Consider the following 17,752-nt stretch of genomic DNA (forward strand, 5'->3'; position numbering starts at 1 on the left):
CAAAAATTCAAAGGGAATCTCAAAAAGGGGTTCGGAATTTTTTAATTCCGGACCCCTTTTGTCTACAAACTGAAACACCGTTCCATTGGAACGGTGTTTTTCATTTCAGTTTAATCTGTATCATAGACTAAATCATAAAGGTTAACTTTAAAAAAATAGCTGGCCACCTGGGCCAGCTTTATTTTGTATTTAAGATGCTTTTCTCATGCCTTTTAAGATAAGGCTTAAGATGAAAACAAATACGATTGCACCAATCAATGCTGGAACGATAGCGAAATCTGCTACTGTAGGTCCCCAGTGCCCAAGAATTAATGAACCTAACCATGCACCAACAAAACCAGCGATAATGTTGCCGATAATTCCAAATGGTACATCACGTCCAACGATCAGACCTGCTAACCAACCAATGATACCTCCGATAATTAATGACCATAAAAATCCCATAATATATTTCCTCCTTCGAATTAGTTAATTTTTAATATCTACAGCAGACTTCAAGAAATCTCATCACTTCCATATTGTCATGCCCTTTTTTCAGTTCTTTTAACTTTTACATTCAAATGGTATAATGCCGATTACGCACAATATCTAATGAATGTGAATGTGTTAGTTATAAGGTAGTGTTAGCTAGCTATAGCCCTTGAGGAACTGATTGGACAATCCTCAATGTGTTAGTGAATTTTTTCTTTTTGTTTGCCGCTGTACTCATTATTTTCCCCGTTTAATTAAACTAAAACCTGATTTTTTTAAAAAATATTCGGTAACGAAAACAGGAGTATTACACCTGAAGAACGGGTATATAATATGTTTTTAACTTTGTCACATAGTTAGTATAAGCAGTAACTGTCTCAAATATGTTCATTAAGAAAAAAGAAAAAAGATGCCCCTTATCGGGACACCCTCCTTTCATTTGCAACATTCTTGCAGTACGTTCTTTAGAACAAAAGTTCATCTGGATTGCTTCCGAACCGCTCATTTTTATTCAAGGCATCTATTTGATTCATTTCGTTAAGGCTTAATGAAAAGTCAAATACCTGTGCATTTTCCTCTATACGGGACGGTGTAATCGATTTAGGTATTACGACGAGATCATTTTGCAAATGCCATCTAATTAACACTTGTGCTGAACTTTTCCCATGCTTCTTCGCTATATGATTAATTGTCGGCTCTTCCAAAAGATTTCCTCTGCCTAGAGGGCTCCATGATTCTACCTTGATTTCATGTTTTGCACAGTACTCACGAATTTCTACTTGAGTCAAAAGTGGATGTAATTCGATTTGATTGACGACCGGTTTCACTTCACTGTTTGCAAGTAAATTTTCCAAATGATGAACATGGAAATTACTTACACCGATTGATTTCACTTTTCCATCCTTATAAAGCTTTTCCAGTGCCTTCCAGGTTTCCAGATATTTATCTTTACCCGGCCAATGGATCAAGTATAAATCCAAATATTCCAAGCCAAGACGATTTAAACTATCATCAAATGCCTTGAGTGTCGTTTCGTATCCTTGCTCCGTATTCCACACTTTAGATGTAATGAACAATTTTTCACGAGGCACACCGCACTCCCGAATCGCCTGTCCAACTCCTTCTTCATTTCCATAAATGGCTGCCGTATCAATTGCACAATATCCTACTTCGATCGCTTTCTTGACGGACTCAACGGTTTCATTGCCGTTTTTAACTTTAAATACACCGAAGCCCAACTGTGGCATTTGGACTCCATTATGTAAAGTGATCATTTCCCCAATATTTGTAATCATTCAGTCATTCCCCCTTTACTTTTATTTACCAATTATACATCCACCCACCTTCTATTTCTAACCAAAAGCCTCTGGATTAAACGGGTTTCTAAAATGAAAATGAACTCCTGAATATCCATTAATATATAACAAAATGAACAATTTCCTATTTAATCCTTTACCAAATTAAATATTTTGTAAAAAAATGACGAAACCTCTATCCTTATAGATATGAAATTCGTTACAATTGAATAGTTGATTTTAAACCAAGTAAAAAAGAAGGTGCCATCTTTAAAGAATAATCAAACGTAAAACTTCCATTCTAATTAGTGAGGAGTCGCAAGCTGTCTTGCGCCAATTTATTGGCCACAATCCATAGTTACATTACATACTTGAAATTAAGGGAGTCTTCCATGTATGAATAGCATATTCATTTTAACCGCGCTAATTATTATTTTTGCTTTGGTCTTTGACTTTATCAATGGTTTCCATGATACGGCTAACGCCATCGCTACAGCTGTATCGACCAAGGCTCTAAAACCACGTCATGCAATCATCATGGCTGCGGTCATGAATTTATTAGGAGCGCTGACGTTTACTGGTGTAGCGCATACCATTACGAAGGATATCGTTGATCCCTTCACATTAAACAATGGCTCTTATGTTATCCTTGCTGCTCTTCTTTCGGCAATAACATGGAATTTAATCACTTGGTATTTTGGCATTCCAAGCAGTTCATCCCATGCAATCATTGGTTCAATTGCGGGAGCTGCCATAGTGGCGAGTGGCTTCGATGCAATTAAATGGAGTGGATTCACTAAAATCGTCCAGGCATTGATTCTATCCCCCATCCTTGCCTTTACGCTTGGATTCATTGTATACAGTATCTTCAAGGTAGTATTCAAAAATAATAATTTAGGAAAAACCAATAAGCGATTCAGGAGAATACAAATTCTCACGGCCGCCATCCAGTCTTATACACATGGAACGAATGATGCTCAAAAATCCATGGGTATCATCACGATGGCTTTGATCGCTAACGGATATGCCTCTACCTCTGAAGTTCCTTTCTGGGTACAATTATCCTGCGCAATAGCCATGGCGCTTGGTACATCAATCGGGGGCTGGAAAATCATCAAAACGGTTGGCGGTAAAATCATGAAAATACGGCCGGTAAATGGGGTTGCTGCAGATATAACTGGTGCAGGCATCATTTTTGGTGCCACCTTCCTGCATATGCCGGTCAGTACGACACATGTCATTTCCTCTTCCATACTTGGGGTCGGTTCTGCACACCGCATTAAAGGGGTAAAATGGGGAACAGCTAAAAGCATGTTGATCACTTGGTTCATCACCTTGCCGATTTCCGCTTCATTAGCTGGAATTATATATTATTTCATTGCTTTATTTTTATAAACTCTTGAGTCTTTCCATATCGGAAAGGCTTTTTTCTACGCTTGCAAGTGTAACTGTTTACCATTTTTTACTTATCCTTGTTTTTGTATGTAAAGTTTTATTAAGATTTTGTAAATTTTCGTCGAAAAACCTTCCCTGAAACTACATGAATTCGTTACAATCAATTTGTTAATACTAAGCGTACGACTAAAAGTGCGCAAATTTGCATGACTAATTGGGAGGCTTTAACATGGCTTTTAAATCAAAAAAAGACAAATTCGCAGTAATGCTTTTCAACATCGCTCAAAACCTTAAAGAAGGTGCTGACTATTTCGCAGATTATAAACTGAAAAACATCTCCGATCTAAAAGTATTTTCAGATACGATGAAAGACTATGAGCATAAAGGCGATTCAATGGTTCATAACGTGATTAAAGAGCTGAACAATGCCTTCATCACTCCTATCGAGCGCGAGGATATCCTTGAATTAACCATGAGAATGGATGATGTCATAGACGGTTTGGAACACTGTGCCGCATTATTCGAAATGTACTCAATTGTCAATGCAGATGAGTATATGCTTAAGTTTGTGGATGCAATCAAAGAGTGTACATATGAGATTGCAATAGCTGTCGATACACTTTCCACAAAAAAATTGCCAATGATTCGTGAAAATGCAATCAAAATTAAAGATCTTGAATCCGTTTGTGACGGAATCCAACGTCAATCGATCAAAAACTTGTTTACCGTAGAAAAAGATCCAATCAGGATCATTCAATATAAAGAAATTTACGAAAGCCTTGAAGACATCGCCGATCATTGTCAAGCAGTGGCCAATACCCTTGAAACAATCATAATGAAAAACGCCTAAGGAGTACCCCAATAAATGGATACTTTATTAATTTTAACAATATTAATCGTTTTCTTTGCTTTAGCATTTGATTTCATCAATGGTTTCCATGATACAGCCAATGCAATAGCGACTGCTGTTTCAACAAAGGCCATGAAGCCTCGGCATGCCATCATCATGGCGGCCATCATGAATTTCGTCGGAGCCATGACATTTACTGGAGTGGCGAAGACAATAACGAAGGATATCGTGGATCCGTTCACGCTTCCGAATGGTTCATATGTAATATTGGCAGCTCTGCTCGCCGCTATCATATGGAATCTTCTTACCTGGTATTACGGAATACCAAGCAGTTCCTCCCACGCATTGATCGGTTCGATTGCAGGTGCTGCAATTGCTGCAGCAGGATTCGCCGGCATTAAATGGGAAGGATTCTTGAAAATTCTTCAAGCTTTGATCTTCTCCCCGTTAATTGCTTTTGCAATCGGGTTTATCGTTTATAGCATCTTTAAAGTCGTCTTTAAAAACAATAACCTGACAAAAACAAACCAAAGGTTCCGTACTATACAGATTGCTACTGCAGCACTTCAATCGTATACCCACGGAACGAACGACGCTCAAAAAGCGATGGGTATCATCACGATGGCCCTTATTGCAAATGGTTATGCAACAAGTTCAGAAATCCCCTTCTGGGTTCAATTTTCCTGTGCGGTAGCAATGGGACTTGGAACTTCCGTTGGCGGATGGAAAATCATTAAAACCGTAGGCGGCAAAATTATGAAGATCCGTCCAGTCAATGGTGTTGCTGCGGATCTAACCGGAGCCTTTATCATTTTCGGCGCGACCATAATACACATGCCGGTCAGTACCACCCATGTCATTTCATCTTCAATCCTTGGAGTTGGATCGGCCCATCGTGTAAAGGGCGTAAAATGGGGAACGGCTAAAAGAATGATCATCACTTGGTTCATTACCATTCCCATCTCGGCAACATTAGCAGGTTTGATTTATCTTTTGATTAATTTCCTATTCTAATTTAAAAAAATCCCTTCCGGTTCACATCGGGAGGGATTTTCTGTTTTCATCAAAAAAAGCATCTTGTAATTTAAGGATTTATCTATGCTTATTCATAAGAAATCGTATAAAATTCAAGGAGAAGGAATTTTTTTAAGCGAGGGGCAAAATAGATATGAAGGAATTCGAAAAAAATAGAGATATTTTTAAAGACCTTTATGGAGATATGATGGAGTTTGCCGATAGAATCAGTTCTGTTTTAGGTTGCCCCATTACAATCGAGGACGGTAACCACCGCTTACTTGCATATAGCACACATGATGATACTACGGATCAGGCTCGTATAATGACCATTATCGGAAGACGTGTACCTGAAAAGGTCATCAACAGTTTATGGAAAGATGGTTTCATCCCAGCTTTATTGAAAGAGGATGCACCCATTAAAATAGGGGCAATCAATGATGTTGGTCTTGGTAACAGGGCTGCCGTTTCCATTCGGAAAAATAATGAAGTCCTTGGCTTCATTTGGGCCTTGGAAGTCAATGAACCTTTCTCCGAAGAGGATATGAAATTCCTGCAATTGGCTGCCAAGGAAGCGAAAAACCAATTACAGCAATTGCAATTGAAAAAGAAAAGGAAAGAAGCTGGGCATCAAGAATTCCTTTGGCGCATGTTGACTGGGCACTACCAAGAAGAATCTGAAATAAATGAAAATTTCACGAAATTCTCCATCCATGTTCCCGTGGTTTTTTCCATTTTAGTATTCGAATTTCCTAAAGAGATCAATCGCGAAGTGGAACGCTACATTTCATACATGTTAACGACTACGCAAAAGATAAACAGTTCCTTATTTGCCATTGACCATAACAAGCTCATTCTTTTCGCAGGAGCCAACCAGGAAAACAGCCCTTCTTTTTCTGCATCTATATATGATTTCATTCCTTTTTTCATACTGGAAATGAAACGACGTTTCGGTGTTGAGCATATCCTTGGAACGGCTGGCAATATGTATAAAAACTTAATGGATGTTAAATCAAGTTACGAAGAAGCACAATACACCCTGAAAATGAAGAATATTTTCCCTGATGACATGAAGCTCATTTTACATTATGAAGAACTTGGCATGTTTCAAATGATTGAAGCGCTCGCAAGCAACAAACAGCGTCATGTTCATCCTTCCATATTGAAGCTAAAAGCATACGACATGAAAAACCAGACGGAATTGCTGCAGACACTCACTGTCTACCTAGAGAAAGACTGCAACCCAAATGAAGCTTCTAGAAATCTTCATATCCATGTGAATACATTGAATTACCGATTAAAACGAATCTCAGAAGTGGGAAACATCCGGTTAAAAGATCCCATTCAAAAAATGTCCCTGTTTCTTAACATAAAACTTAAACAATATGATGAATTTTTCAAGAAAAATCAATGATATATTCCTTGATATGGAATACTAGAAGTGTGATGAAAGGTTGATCATATGAAACTTGAAACAAAAGAAGAACTTGAAAAAGAATTAAAGATCATAGAAAAGTGGGAAAAGGATCAGAAAGGGCTATGGTTTTGGGAACGGATTGGGCGAATCCCCTTCAAACTATTGGACAAATTGACACCGGATTTCATTCAGAAAAAATTGGGTGTCATGCTTGATGAAATCGGCAGCTACATTCAGAACGGCGGAAAATATCTAACGAAAGAAGCTCATATTCTAAGTAAGCTAAAGGCCAAGAATCCCGAGGTGAATATTACTGCCCTGGAAGATGTTTCAGGCATCCCCCTCCATATCATGGATAGCGTTAGTCAAGAAATTAAAAATTCAGGCAGCAAATTGGCAACGGTTCAAGGCGCCACTACCGGTATTGGTGGAATCTTCACCATAGCTATCGACATCCCCCTTCTTCTCGGTATGTCGATCAAAACACTTCAGGATATCGCCATCACTTATGGCTTCAATCCCAGTGACCGTCAAGAGCGTATTTTCATAGTCAAATGTCTGCAGTTCACAGCTTCGGATGTTGTCGGCAAAAAGGCCCTATTAAATGAATTGTCGAAAATGAACCTGCCTGATTCAGAATCAAAAAGGGAAATAGCATCCGAGCTGCAAGGATGGCGAGAAGTCGTTTATACATACCGTGATCAGTTTGGCTGGAAAAAGCTTCTGCAAATGGTTCCGGTTGCTGGAATTATCTTTGGTGCCCTGACCAATCGTTCCATGATTGCCGATATGGCCGATACGGGAATCATGCTTTATAAGAAAAGACGGATTTTAGAGCGCATTCAAGAGCCTATAGCAAAGAATTAGAATTCAGCGTTATATCTTCACACGTTTATGATATGAATCAAGTGCCTTGGTCCTGGTAAGTCCATCTATATTGAAACTGCATTTGTGGAATTCCACAAATACACCTTTTTCATTTTTCTGATTTCCACATACTAACTGTTTCTTTTTCCAACTATACTTGAGATACAAATAGTAAAACACATATTATTGGAGGGATTAAGATGAGAATAGGAATTCCAAAAGAGATTAAAAACAATGAAAACCGTGTAGCTATCACTCCAGCTGGGGTTGTAGCATTAGTCAATGCGGGGCATGAAGTATTAATCGAAATGAACGCAGGTCTAGGAAGCAGTTTTACAAATGAATCATACCAAGAAGCTGGCGCAGTAATAGTCGAGGACGCTGCAAGCGTTTGGTCAAGCACAGAAATGATCATGAAAGTAAAAGAACCTATCTCATCTGAATATAAATATTTCCGAAAGGATTTAATCCTTTTCACATATTTGCATCTTGCGGCTGAACCGGCACTAGCTCAGGCCCTAAAAGAAAGCGGTGTCTTGGCCATTGCTTATGAAACAGTTGCAGTGAACCGCACACTTCCTTTATTGACACCAATGAGTGAAGTGGCTGGACGCATGGCTGCACAAATCGGTGCTCAGTTCCTTGAAAAAAATAACGGTGGCAAAGGAATTCTCTTAAGCGGAGTTCCTGGAGTGAAACGTGGTAAAGTCGCTGTTGTCGGCGGAGGTATGGTTGGAACGAATGCAGCTAAAATCGCTATTGGATTAGGCGCAGATGTTACCATTCTTGACTTAAGCCCTGACCGCCTTCGTCAACTTGATGATATTTTCGGAAATGAACTCACTACACTCATCTCCAATCCTTATAATATTGCAGAAGCAGTCAAAGATGCTGATTTAGTAATCGGTGCTGTATTGATTCCAGGTGCTAAAGCTCCTAAACTCGTTACAGAAGAAATGGTTAAATCGATGTCCCCAGGTTCAGTCATTGTCGATGTTGCAATCGATCAAGGCGGTATCTTTGAAACGGTTGACCACATAACAACACATGATAACCCTACCTATGTTAAACATGGAGTAGTGCATTACGCAGTAGCGAATATGCCAGGAGCGGTGCCACAAACCTCTACAGTAGCTTTAACTAACGTAACAGTACCATTTGCACTGCAAATCGCAAACAAAGGCGCAATCAAAGCGATCCTTGAAAATGACGCACTTGCAAAAGGCGTCAACGTGGCAAACGGTGAAATCACGTTCGAAGCAGTTGCGACAGACCTAGGCTACAATTACGTAAGTGTTGAAAACGCCTTAAACCCAAATAACATTAACGCTTAATAAAAAATAAGAGTCCAGACACACATCGTGTCTGGACTCTTATTTTTTTGGACGGGAATCCCTTGAAGATGTCCCTCTTCGTACAAACTTTTAATAAGTTGGATTTTCCTGCCCTTTCACAAATTAAGAGTAATATTATACTAATCTACCATAATAGACCATTTCTAATCCGCGAAAATTTTCCCAGGATTCATTATTCCTATAGGGTCCAATGCCTGTTTGATGGTTTTCATCACTTCGTAAGCTGCGCCATGTTCCCTTCGCTGATACTTTGATTTTCCAAGGCCGACCCCATGTTCACCAGTACATGTACCGCCTTTCGTTAAAGCATATTCAACGATTTCTTCATTTAACCTCTTCGCTTCATTAATTTCCTCAGGATTATTTAGATCAATCATGAACAACACATGATAATTCCCGTCACCTACATGTCCTACAATCGCTCCCTCCACTTTTGATTGTTCGACTTTCTCCCTTGTATCCAATATGGCATTCGATAATTCAGTAAGTGGCACACTTACGTCGGTCACCATAAGTTTCTTTCCAGGGGCACTGTGAATGAATGCGTACGCGAGATTATGGCGGGCTTCCCATAAAGCATTCCTTGCTTTTGAATCCGTTTCAAACTTGATATCCCCACTTCCAAAATCACTTACGATTTCCTTGGCAAACTTGATGTCCTGTTCCAGTCCGGCAAAATTACCATGAAACTCGAGGAATAAAGTTGGTTTGACATCATAGGATTTGTCCATGAATTGATTAACTTTTTTTATGGACTCGGCATCAACCAATTCAATTCGTGCAATCGGGATTCCAGCAAGCATGATTCCATTAACCGCAAATACGGCCTGTTCCACGGTTGGAAATGAGGCTCTTCCTGCCATGGTGACTTCAGGAATGCCGTATACCTTTAATGTCAGTTCAGTAAATACACCTAGCGTACCTTCCGAGCCGACAAACAAGCCATTCAAATGAATGCCTGAAGATGATTTTGTCGCTAAACTTCCGGTATGGATCACTTCACCGTTTGCTAAAACCACTTCCAGATTCCTGACTTGATCACGCATAATCCCATATTTGACCGATGTCGTCCCACTTGCATTCGTAGCTGCCATCCCTCCCATTGTTGCATCGGCGCCAGGATCGACGGAAAAGAACAAACCGTATTTTTTTAATTCTTTATTGAGCTGCGTCCTTGTCACACCTGGTTGAACCTTCACAAGGAAATCATTTTCCCTGATTTCCAATACTTGATTCATCAAGGACAAATCCAGGGAAATCCCTCCTTTGACCGGAACTACATGCCCCTCCAAACTTGATCCTAATCCAAATGGAATGACCGGTATTTCATGCTCATTCGCATAACGCACGACTGCACTGACTTCCGCAGTATCTCTTGGGTATATGACCATATCCGGTAAATGCGGAGTATGATATGATTCGTCATGGCTATGCTGTTCCAATAAAGTCTCATTCACCGTGACTTGTTCTTCCGTCAGTATCTTCCTTAGATCCTCTATATAGCCATTCATTCTGCATCCCCCTCTTTTTCACTAAACATTCTGATAATAATGTACAAAAAAGGAGATTGCCCGCTTGGAGGCAATCCATCCTTCCTTACTTGCCGAACCCTTTCGTTTTATCCGTACAGGCCTTCATTGCTTGCAAAATGCTGGATCTAAACTGATTCTTCTCTAAAGACGCTACTGCGGATATCGTTGAACCACCCGGGGTGCAGACATCATCCTTTAATGAGGCTGGATGTCTTTCCGTTTCAAGTACCATTTTAGCAGCTCCCATTACAGCTTGTGCTGCCATTCGGTATGCTTGTTTCCTTGGTATGCCATCACGGACCCCTCCATCTGCTAGTGCTTCGATGAACATGTATACATAAGCAGGTGAAGAACCGCTGATGGCTGGTACTGCATCCATCAAATCTTCATGCAGGATTTCCGTTTTACCGAAGCTATTCAGCAGTGCAGTCACATCCTCTATATCAGCATCCGTAATTTCATCATTAATGCTCATAGCCGTCATGCCTTCACCGACAAGCGAAGGGGTGTTTGGCATCGTCCGGACAACCTTCACTCTTTTCCCGAAGATATTCTCAACTAGGGAAATAGTGATTCCAGCTGCCATTGTAATGATCACAGCGTCATCTTTCACATGGTTCTTGACTTCTTCAAGCACCTGCTTATGCATGGAAGGTTGAATCCCTAGAAACAGAAAATCAGCAAAACCGGCAACCTCTTTATTCTCCAAAGTTCCTTTAACCTTATATTTCATGGTGATTTTAGTTTTAGTTTCGACACTCGCTGTACTGACCATGATTCCATCAGGGGAAATGACCTCTGCATGCAACATGCCCTCAAGCATTGCTTCCCCCATTTTACCGCATCCAATAAACCCGATTTTTTTATTCATATCTTACACTTCCAATCATAAGTTCATCTATATTCCTTCTTATTATATCGGATATGGTAAATGGAAACACGCTTGCGGGTATTAATCAGGAAGGATTTAGTGGTTTCTGGTCGAATTACTAAGATGATATGAATGAAACTACCTTTACCTTTAAGAACTCACTCCTTCATGCAACATTTTTTGCGAAAAAAAATGTTGACTAATTGGTCACTTCAGATTTATAATTTTGACCTACCAGTCACAACCTAATAAAGGAATATAGATTAAGGAATGGAGAAATAGTATGCAAATTGAGAAAAAAGTGGTTAATACCAAGCTTGTCTTAGCAGGATTGATCATTGGAATGTTTTTCAGTTCATTGGAACAGACGATTGTCGGGACGGCAATGCCGACGATAATCGGCCAATTGAATGGTTTTACCATCTTTGCATGGGTAACGACTGCGTATTTAATAGCCTCAACGACAGTTGTACCGATTGTTGGAAAGCTATCTGACTTATATGGCAGACGTTCCCTTTATCTGCTTGGTACGATCATTTTTACGATCGGTTCGTTTTTATGTGCCACTGCCACTTCGATGGAACAATTGATCATCTACAGGGGTCTGCAGGGACTCGGCGGCGGAATGATCATGCCCTTGTCCCAAACGATAATCGGCGATATATTCTCTGCGGAACAAAGGGCCAAATGGCAGGGTGTATTTGGAGCCCTTTTTGGTTTAAGTTCTGTCATTGGTCCTTTTTTGGGTGGCCTGATCGTTGACCATATCAGCTGGCATTGGATATTTTTGATCAATGTACCGACGGGCTTACTATCTGCCATATTGATTTATGTCGGGTTGAAACATGAAGGCATACGAAAATCAGAGAAAGTGAACATCGATTATCTAGGCATTTTCACCTTGATTCCTGGTATTGTCCTCTTACTGCTTGGCTTGACCTTCGGTGGTGATAAGTTCGAATGGATATCACTGGAATCTCTCTTGATTTTCGGCAGCACCATTGTCTTCATTACTCTATTCATCTTTTTTGAAAGAAAAGCAGTTGAACCGATTCTTGATTTATCTCTTTTTAAAAATAGAGTTTTTGCCACCACAAGTATTTTGGGATTCCTGCTGGGCCTCGGGATGTTCGGGGCAATCATGTTCGTCCCGCTGTTCATGCAAGGCGTACTGGGAGTTTCACCAACGAAAGCGGGGTCGACAATGACTCCGATGATGATCGGTTTGATTCTTTCCAGCGTCGTTGGCGGGCGGTTACTGTTGAAATTCCGTTTTCGAACAGTGCTTACCTATGGAATGGCCATTGCGACGCTAGGCTTCTTCCTAATGAGTACGATGGACGGCAGTACGACCATATTCACTGCGTACTCATTCATGGCTATCCTTGGGATCGGCATGGGTCTTGTCATGCCGACATTGATGATTGCCGTTCAAAATGAATTTCCAAAATCACAGCTAGGGTCGGTTACAGCGGCTTCGACCTTCTTCCGATCAATAGGAGGAACGATGGGCATCACGGTTTTGAATGCCGTCATGAATCATAATCTCCAGCAAAATATGGATGATGCGGTCGTAAGCCAAAAGAACCCTGTATTGCATGAGGCATTGAAAGCACTAGCCGATAAAACGGATAAGTTATTCAACATCATGCTTTATCCTGAAAACCTTAAAATGCCGGCGGAAGTCAGTAATATCCTTATAAAAACGATTGAAAATGCTTGGATCGGTGCATTTTCCAGTGTTTTCGTCACAGGTATCTTTTTTGTTTCCGCCGGAATATTAGTGGCACTTTCCGTGGGTTCGGGCCGAATAAAAAGAGATCAAGAAACCGAAAAGGAAATAGGTTAAAAATATGCTCTGGACCGGCTGATTATATCAGCCGGCCTTTTTAATTCCCGCATTCCTATGTTTCTTTTTCATCGATAAGGGAAATTTACCTGTAAGAGACTAAATGGAGTGATACTATGAACAAGATAAACCATTCAATTTTGCCTGCGGATTTTTATAATCAGCCTACGCTTGAACTGGCAAAATCCCTGCTTGGCTGCCTGATTGTAAAAGAAACTGCGGATGGAACCGCTTCTGGATTCATTGTTGAAACAGAGGCTTATATGGGACCGGTGGACAGGGCCGCACATAGTTTTGGAAATAGAAGGACTAAACGGACGGAAGTGATGTTCGGTGAGTCCGGTTTAATTTATACATACGTCATGCACACACATACACTGGTCAATGTTGTAAGCGGCGGGCCTGAAAATCCGGAGGCCATTTTGATTCGCGCTTTGGAACCCTATTCAGGGCTTGAGTTAATGCAGGAAAGACGCGGAATAGCCGATATACGTAAATGGACGGATGGACCTGGAAAGCTAACCAAGGCACTTGGCATCACCATGGCTGATTATGGTCGGTCCTTTACTGATCCTCCTCTATATCTTGCTGCCGGAAAGCAACCCGAACACATTTCTAGCGGGCCCCGCGTCGGAATTGATAACTCCGGGGAAGCAAAAGATTATCCGTGGCGTTTTTGGGTTACCGACAATCCGTTTATCTCTCGCAAGAACCTAATTAAAAAAGGATGATAGGGAAAATCACGGTGATGATATCTCCTCTAAGTGAACGGTGAAAAAGGCTACAGGTATTCTGTTGATGTTTCACAAACACTTTGGGGGATTTTTTTCTATGTCCATAAGAAATAACTGCTTAGTAAAAGACAATCGAAATTACCAAGAAGGTGGTAATTTCCACCAGTCCGGGGGTTTTTTCCCAGACTGACTGATTAATGGGCGACGGGGAAAGGCCGAAAAAATAATGGACTCCGCATCTCGAAGTCCATTTCAAAAAGTCGTGGACGAAAGCACTGTGAATGTATGTAGAGTCCATCGAAGACACAAGGAACAAAGTGTTAGTTGAAGTAATTACTAATCCTTCTTTTATTAGTGACAACTAATAACTTGTCACAATTCCGTCTCCTTTTTCCCTTTCTTTTCTTCTTTCAAAATAATTCGTTACATTACAATTAAATCATTTTACAATATTTACCTAAACATTAAACTTCCAGCCTATTACATTAGTAATAAATAATTGACTTCCTTATATTACGAAACTAATATAGTTAAGTCAGCAACATGGAAGGTGGTTTATGATGAACGTTCAGGCCCTATTGCAAATGAATACAATTTTTATTAGTATCCTAATTGAATCCCTTCCCTTCATTCTACTGGGAGTCCTTATATCTGGAATCATCCAAATGTTTGTGTCAGAAGAGATGATCGCAAGGGTTATACCAAAAAATCCGATCTTATCAGTTCTATTCGCAATAGGTGCAGGGGTCTTTTTTCTTGCATGTGAGTGCGGGATCGTCCCGATTACCCGCCGTTTGATTGCTAAAGGGGTTCCTCTTTCAGCGGCCATTGCCTTTATGCTTTCTGCGCCTATTCTGAATCCGATCGTCCTGTTTTCCACCTATATTGCGTTTGGTAATAGCTGGAGCATGGTTTTCTATCGTGGTGGAATTGCATTGTTGGTCGTCTTGATCATTGCATGCATCCTATCTTTTCAATTTAAGACAAATCAGCTTAAACAGGAACATATCGAACATACACATCACAAAAAACATACATTTAAAGACAAGATAACGGGGATGTTTAAACACTCGATTGAAGAGTTCTTTTCTGTTGGAAAGTACCTGATCATTGGTGCACTTCTGGCAGCTGCCATTCAAACCTTTTTGAAAACATCCCTATTGCTAGAAATTGGTCAAGGTAAATTACCCGGGAATGTAGTCATGATGGCTTTGTCTTATGTCATGTCCTTGTGCTCCCAAGCAGACGCCTTTGTTGCAAGTTCTTTTAGAAGTACCTTCTCGCCCTCTTCACTAGTTGCTTTTCTTGTATTTGGGGCCATGTTTGATATTAAAAATACGATCATGCTTTTAGGTACATTCAAAACAAAATTTGTTTTATGTTTGATGGCTTATATATTTATTTCCGTCCTTGGTTTAACTTTATTGTTTATTTCTTAAAGAGGGTGTTTTATATGGGAAGATTATTCATATTACTTGGACTTACATTTTTATTCATGCATCTACACGCCTCAGGGAATATATCAAAATACATTAATATGGAATATTCTTACGTTTCACAGATTGCTATCTATATACTGGCTATTTTCACTTTAATGGGATCTTATATATATATTAAAGAAGGAAATCAAGAAGAGTGTGAGGATTGTCAGTGCGGGCATGATCACTCCCAGGAAAACAAGAAATGGAAAAAAAACCTTACTTACACGCTATTTTTAATTCCCATTTTAACCGGCCTCTTTTTGCCTGTTGCCACAATGGACTCCAATATCGTAGAAAAAAAAGGATTTCATTTCCCCGTGTATGATGACACAGATGAATATAGCCAGCATCAATTTCTGCAGCCGGATACGAGTCTTTATTATGGCAAGGATGATTATTTAACTTTAATGGATCACTCGCTCAAAAGCTTGGCTGATCATGATAGTCTTCATTTAACCGACAAAAACTATCTTACCGATTTAGAAGCCATCTATTACTCCCCTGGAAAGTTCGCCGGCAAACAAATAACGTTAACCGGATTTTCGTACAATTCAGATGAGCTAGCCAAAAACCAGGTATTCCTGTTTCGTTTTGGGGTCATTCACTGTGTCGCAGACTCTGGGGTATTCGGTATGCTGATCGAACTTCCTGAAGGAATGCATCCTAAAAATGATGAGTGGTATTCCGTGACGGGTGAATTGGAATCCATTTATTATCAGCCATTTAAAAAAACCATTCCAATACTCAAAGTATCATCACATAGCAAAATCGTTGCACCTGATGATCCCTACGTTTATAGACAATATTAAAAAATTAATCAAGGAAAGGTAAGGAGATGTATTCTTACCTTTCTTTTTAATTACCCGACCCCAAACCTCCATTTTATGTAATGAATTTCAAGGAGACTTGTTATCCATTTCTACGGCCAAACCCTGTATTTTTGAAACTATCTTTGAACCATCCCAACCTACTTTCTGCAATTAATATAATCTGAATGTGCCCTATTTCATTGCACTTGAATCCCACTCGAGGTGACCAGACTATATTTACCTGTAACAGGATAACCTGAAAAGGCGAATTTCATTTATTTTCTGAATGAATTTTTTTTATATTGTCATGTTTTTTATATTTCATAGCCTTATAATATAGATGCTACATATTTTTTTACCACATCAGGAGGAACTTTCCTAAATGAACAATTCGAAAAACTCTTTTATTCTTGCAGGAACTATAATAGGTACCCTTGTGGCAGGAAATTCTGCTTATGCTGGTTCTTATCAAGTCAAATCAGGGGACACCCTTGATAAAATTTCTAAAGCTAATAATACAACTGTCCAAGAGTTAAAATCTCAAAACCATTTGACCAGTGCCCTTATTTTTCCCGGCCAGGTCTTGAAGGTCAATAGCCTTAACATGCAAACGGATAAAAATATAGACAAAACCGGAAAATATGTGGTTAAACTAGGGGATACTTTATCTAAAATTGCTAAAAAATATAACCTTTCCCTTAGTGCCTTGCTTAAATCAAACCCTAATATTTCCAATTCGGATCGTATTTATATTGGACAATCCATCCGTGTTTCCGGACAAGCTCCTGCATCTAGCTCTAAGGCTAAAAATAGTAATTCAGGTGATACTTACACAGTCAAATCAGGGGACACCCTTGGAAAAATCGCCAGAGTCAATAATATGACTATCCAACAATTAAAGTCTGAAAACCGTTTGACTAGCACTCTTATTTTTCCCGGTCAAGTTTTGAAGGTTAATACCCTTAACAACTATACGAACAATAGTAAAAATACAACAGAAACTTATGTGGTTAAACTAGGGGATTCCTTATCGACCATCGCTAACAGATATAACCTTTCCCTTAGTGCCTTACTTAAAATAAACCCTAATATTTCTAATTCAGATCGTATTCGTATAGGCCAATCCATCCGTGTTTCCGGGAAAGCATCAGTATCTTCATCTGCATCTAAAAAACCGTCCAAATTGACTTATTCTTCCAAAGCGGATCAAGTTTTGGCTGCCGGCGCAAGATACCTAGGAGCTAAGTATGTTTACGGTGCGAGCACTTCACGTACTGACATATTTGATTGCTCTTCATTCACATTAAGAGCTTTCCAAAATGCAGGTATTTCCTTGCCTCGAAATTCAGTGGCACAATCACAGGCTGGTACGGCTGTATCTCTGAAAGCCCTTCAAAAAGGGGATTTAGTATTTTTCGATACCAATAATGATGGTGTAATTAATCATGTAGGAATTTATGCCGGAAACGGTCAAATGCTGAATGCTTCCACATCTAAAGGTGTATCCTACGCTAACATTAACAATTCTTACTGGGGACCTAGTTTTGTAAAGGCTGTCCGTGTTATTAATTAAATGATGGCAATAACAATTGTTGGCTAAACATTCACTTAAAAAAAATTTATAACAAATGGAAAAAGCGTGTTTTGATAAAAAGATCAAACACGCTTTTTCGTATGATAATGATCCAACATTTTACATTATAATATTCCCATTAAAAAAAGGCCTTCTCCGATAGTGAAGTGAACCCAAAAAGTTAGACACTTTATTTAATTAGGCAACCTTGAGGGCATGAACCCGGTAATCTACTGGGC

15 protein-coding genes are annotated in these 17,752 nt (G+C 39.7%); 11 read left to right on the plus strand and 4 right to left on the minus strand.

Annotation, left to right across the window (positions count from 1 at the left end):
* Positions 1–189: 189 nt before the first annotated feature.
* A complete protein-coding gene (locus ACFX4X_RS22930; RefSeq protein ID WP_176432049.1) occupies positions 190–444 on the minus strand; it encodes a GlsB/YeaQ/YmgE family stress response membrane protein in 255 nt (84 codons plus the stop codon).
* A gap of 491 nt (positions 445–935) precedes the next feature.
* Positions 936–1,766 carry an aldo/keto reductase gene (locus ACFX4X_RS22935; RefSeq protein ID WP_081108702.1) on the minus strand — a complete coding sequence of 277 codons (831 nt, stop codon included), beginning with the start codon at positions 1,764–1,766 and terminating at the stop codon, positions 936–938.
* Positions 1,767–2,162: 396 nt separating this feature from the next.
* Between ACFX4X_RS22935 and ACFX4X_RS22940 the strand changes: the two genes are divergently transcribed.
* From ACFX4X_RS22940 to ald, 6 genes are all read left to right on the plus strand, one after another.
* Positions 2,163–3,161: an inorganic phosphate transporter gene (locus ACFX4X_RS22940; RefSeq protein WP_061461860.1), complete on the plus strand. Its 999-nt coding sequence runs from the start codon at positions 2,163–2,165 to the stop codon at positions 3,159–3,161.
* 229 nt (positions 3,162–3,390) lie between these two features.
* Positions 3,391–4,011: a DUF47 domain-containing protein gene (locus tag ACFX4X_RS22945; protein ID WP_377386770.1), complete on the plus strand. Its 621-nt coding sequence runs from the start codon at positions 3,391–3,393 to the stop codon at positions 4,009–4,011.
* A gap of 15 nt (positions 4,012–4,026) precedes the next feature.
* Positions 4,027–5,025 (plus strand): inorganic phosphate transporter, encoded by a 999-nt coding sequence (locus ACFX4X_RS22950; protein ID WP_061461858.1) that lies wholly within the window; start codon positions 4,027–4,029, stop codon positions 5,023–5,025.
* 154 nt (positions 5,026–5,179) lie between these two features.
* The gene (locus tag ACFX4X_RS22955) at positions 5,180–6,439 is read left to right on the plus strand and encodes a PucR family transcriptional regulator (protein WP_377386773.1); all 1,260 of its coding nucleotides are present in this window, start codon (positions 5,180–5,182) and stop codon (positions 6,437–6,439) included.
* A 48-nt stretch (positions 6,440–6,487) separates the two neighbouring features.
* Entirely contained in the window at positions 6,488–7,309 is an 822-nt protein-coding gene (locus tag ACFX4X_RS22960) for an EcsC family protein (RefSeq protein WP_125163445.1), read from the plus strand.
* Between the two features lie 200 nt (positions 7,310–7,509).
* Positions 7,510–8,643 carry an alanine dehydrogenase gene (ald, locus tag ACFX4X_RS22965; protein ID WP_061461855.1) on the plus strand — a complete coding sequence of 378 codons (1,134 nt, stop codon included), beginning with the start codon at positions 7,510–7,512 and terminating at the stop codon, positions 8,641–8,643.
* Positions 8,644–8,807: 164 nt separating this feature from the next.
* Here the strand turns inward: ald and ACFX4X_RS22970 are convergent, their stop codons facing one another.
* Both ACFX4X_RS22970 and proC read right to left on the minus strand, forming a co-directional pair.
* Positions 8,808–10,175, minus strand: coding sequence for an FAD-binding oxidoreductase (locus ACFX4X_RS22970; protein WP_377386776.1), 1,368 nt, complete (start codon positions 10,173–10,175; stop codon positions 8,808–8,810).
* Between the two features lie 85 nt (positions 10,176–10,260).
* Entirely contained in the window at positions 10,261–11,067 is an 807-nt protein-coding gene (gene proC, locus ACFX4X_RS22975) for a pyrroline-5-carboxylate reductase (protein WP_377386779.1), read from the minus strand.
* A gap of 283 nt (positions 11,068–11,350) precedes the next feature.
* Here proC and ACFX4X_RS22980 point away from each other — a divergent pair, with 283 nt between their 5' ends.
* The 5 genes from ACFX4X_RS22980 (at position 11,351) to ACFX4X_RS23000 (ending at position 17,513) form a co-directional block, all read left to right on the plus strand.
* Complete coding sequence (locus ACFX4X_RS22980; protein WP_377386782.1) at positions 11,351–12,916, plus strand: MDR family MFS transporter; 1,566 nt, start codon at positions 11,351–11,353, stop codon at positions 12,914–12,916.
* A 116-nt stretch (positions 12,917–13,032) separates the two neighbouring features.
* Positions 13,033–13,647 (plus strand): DNA-3-methyladenine glycosylase, encoded by a 615-nt coding sequence (locus ACFX4X_RS22985; RefSeq protein ID WP_061461851.1) that lies wholly within the window; start codon positions 13,033–13,035, stop codon positions 13,645–13,647.
* Positions 13,648–14,207: 560 nt separating this feature from the next.
* The gene (locus ACFX4X_RS22990; RefSeq protein ID WP_377386785.1) at positions 14,208–15,089 is read left to right on the plus strand and encodes a permease; all 882 of its coding nucleotides are present in this window, start codon (positions 14,208–14,210) and stop codon (positions 15,087–15,089) included.
* 14 nt (positions 15,090–15,103) lie between these two features.
* A complete protein-coding gene (locus tag ACFX4X_RS22995; RefSeq protein WP_377386787.1) occupies positions 15,104–15,940 on the plus strand; it encodes a TIGR03943 family putative permease subunit in 837 nt (278 codons plus the stop codon).
* Between the two features lie 382 nt (positions 15,941–16,322).
* Entirely contained in the window at positions 16,323–17,513 is a 1,191-nt protein-coding gene (locus ACFX4X_RS23000) for a C40 family peptidase (protein ID WP_377386790.1), read from the plus strand.
* The last annotated feature ends 239 nt before the right edge of the window (positions 17,514–17,752 follow it).

It is taken from the genome of Peribacillus sp. YIM B13481 (assembly GCF_042787985.1).
Classification (GTDB): domain Bacteria; phylum Bacillota; class Bacilli; order Bacillales; family DSM-1321; genus Peribacillus; species Peribacillus simplex_A.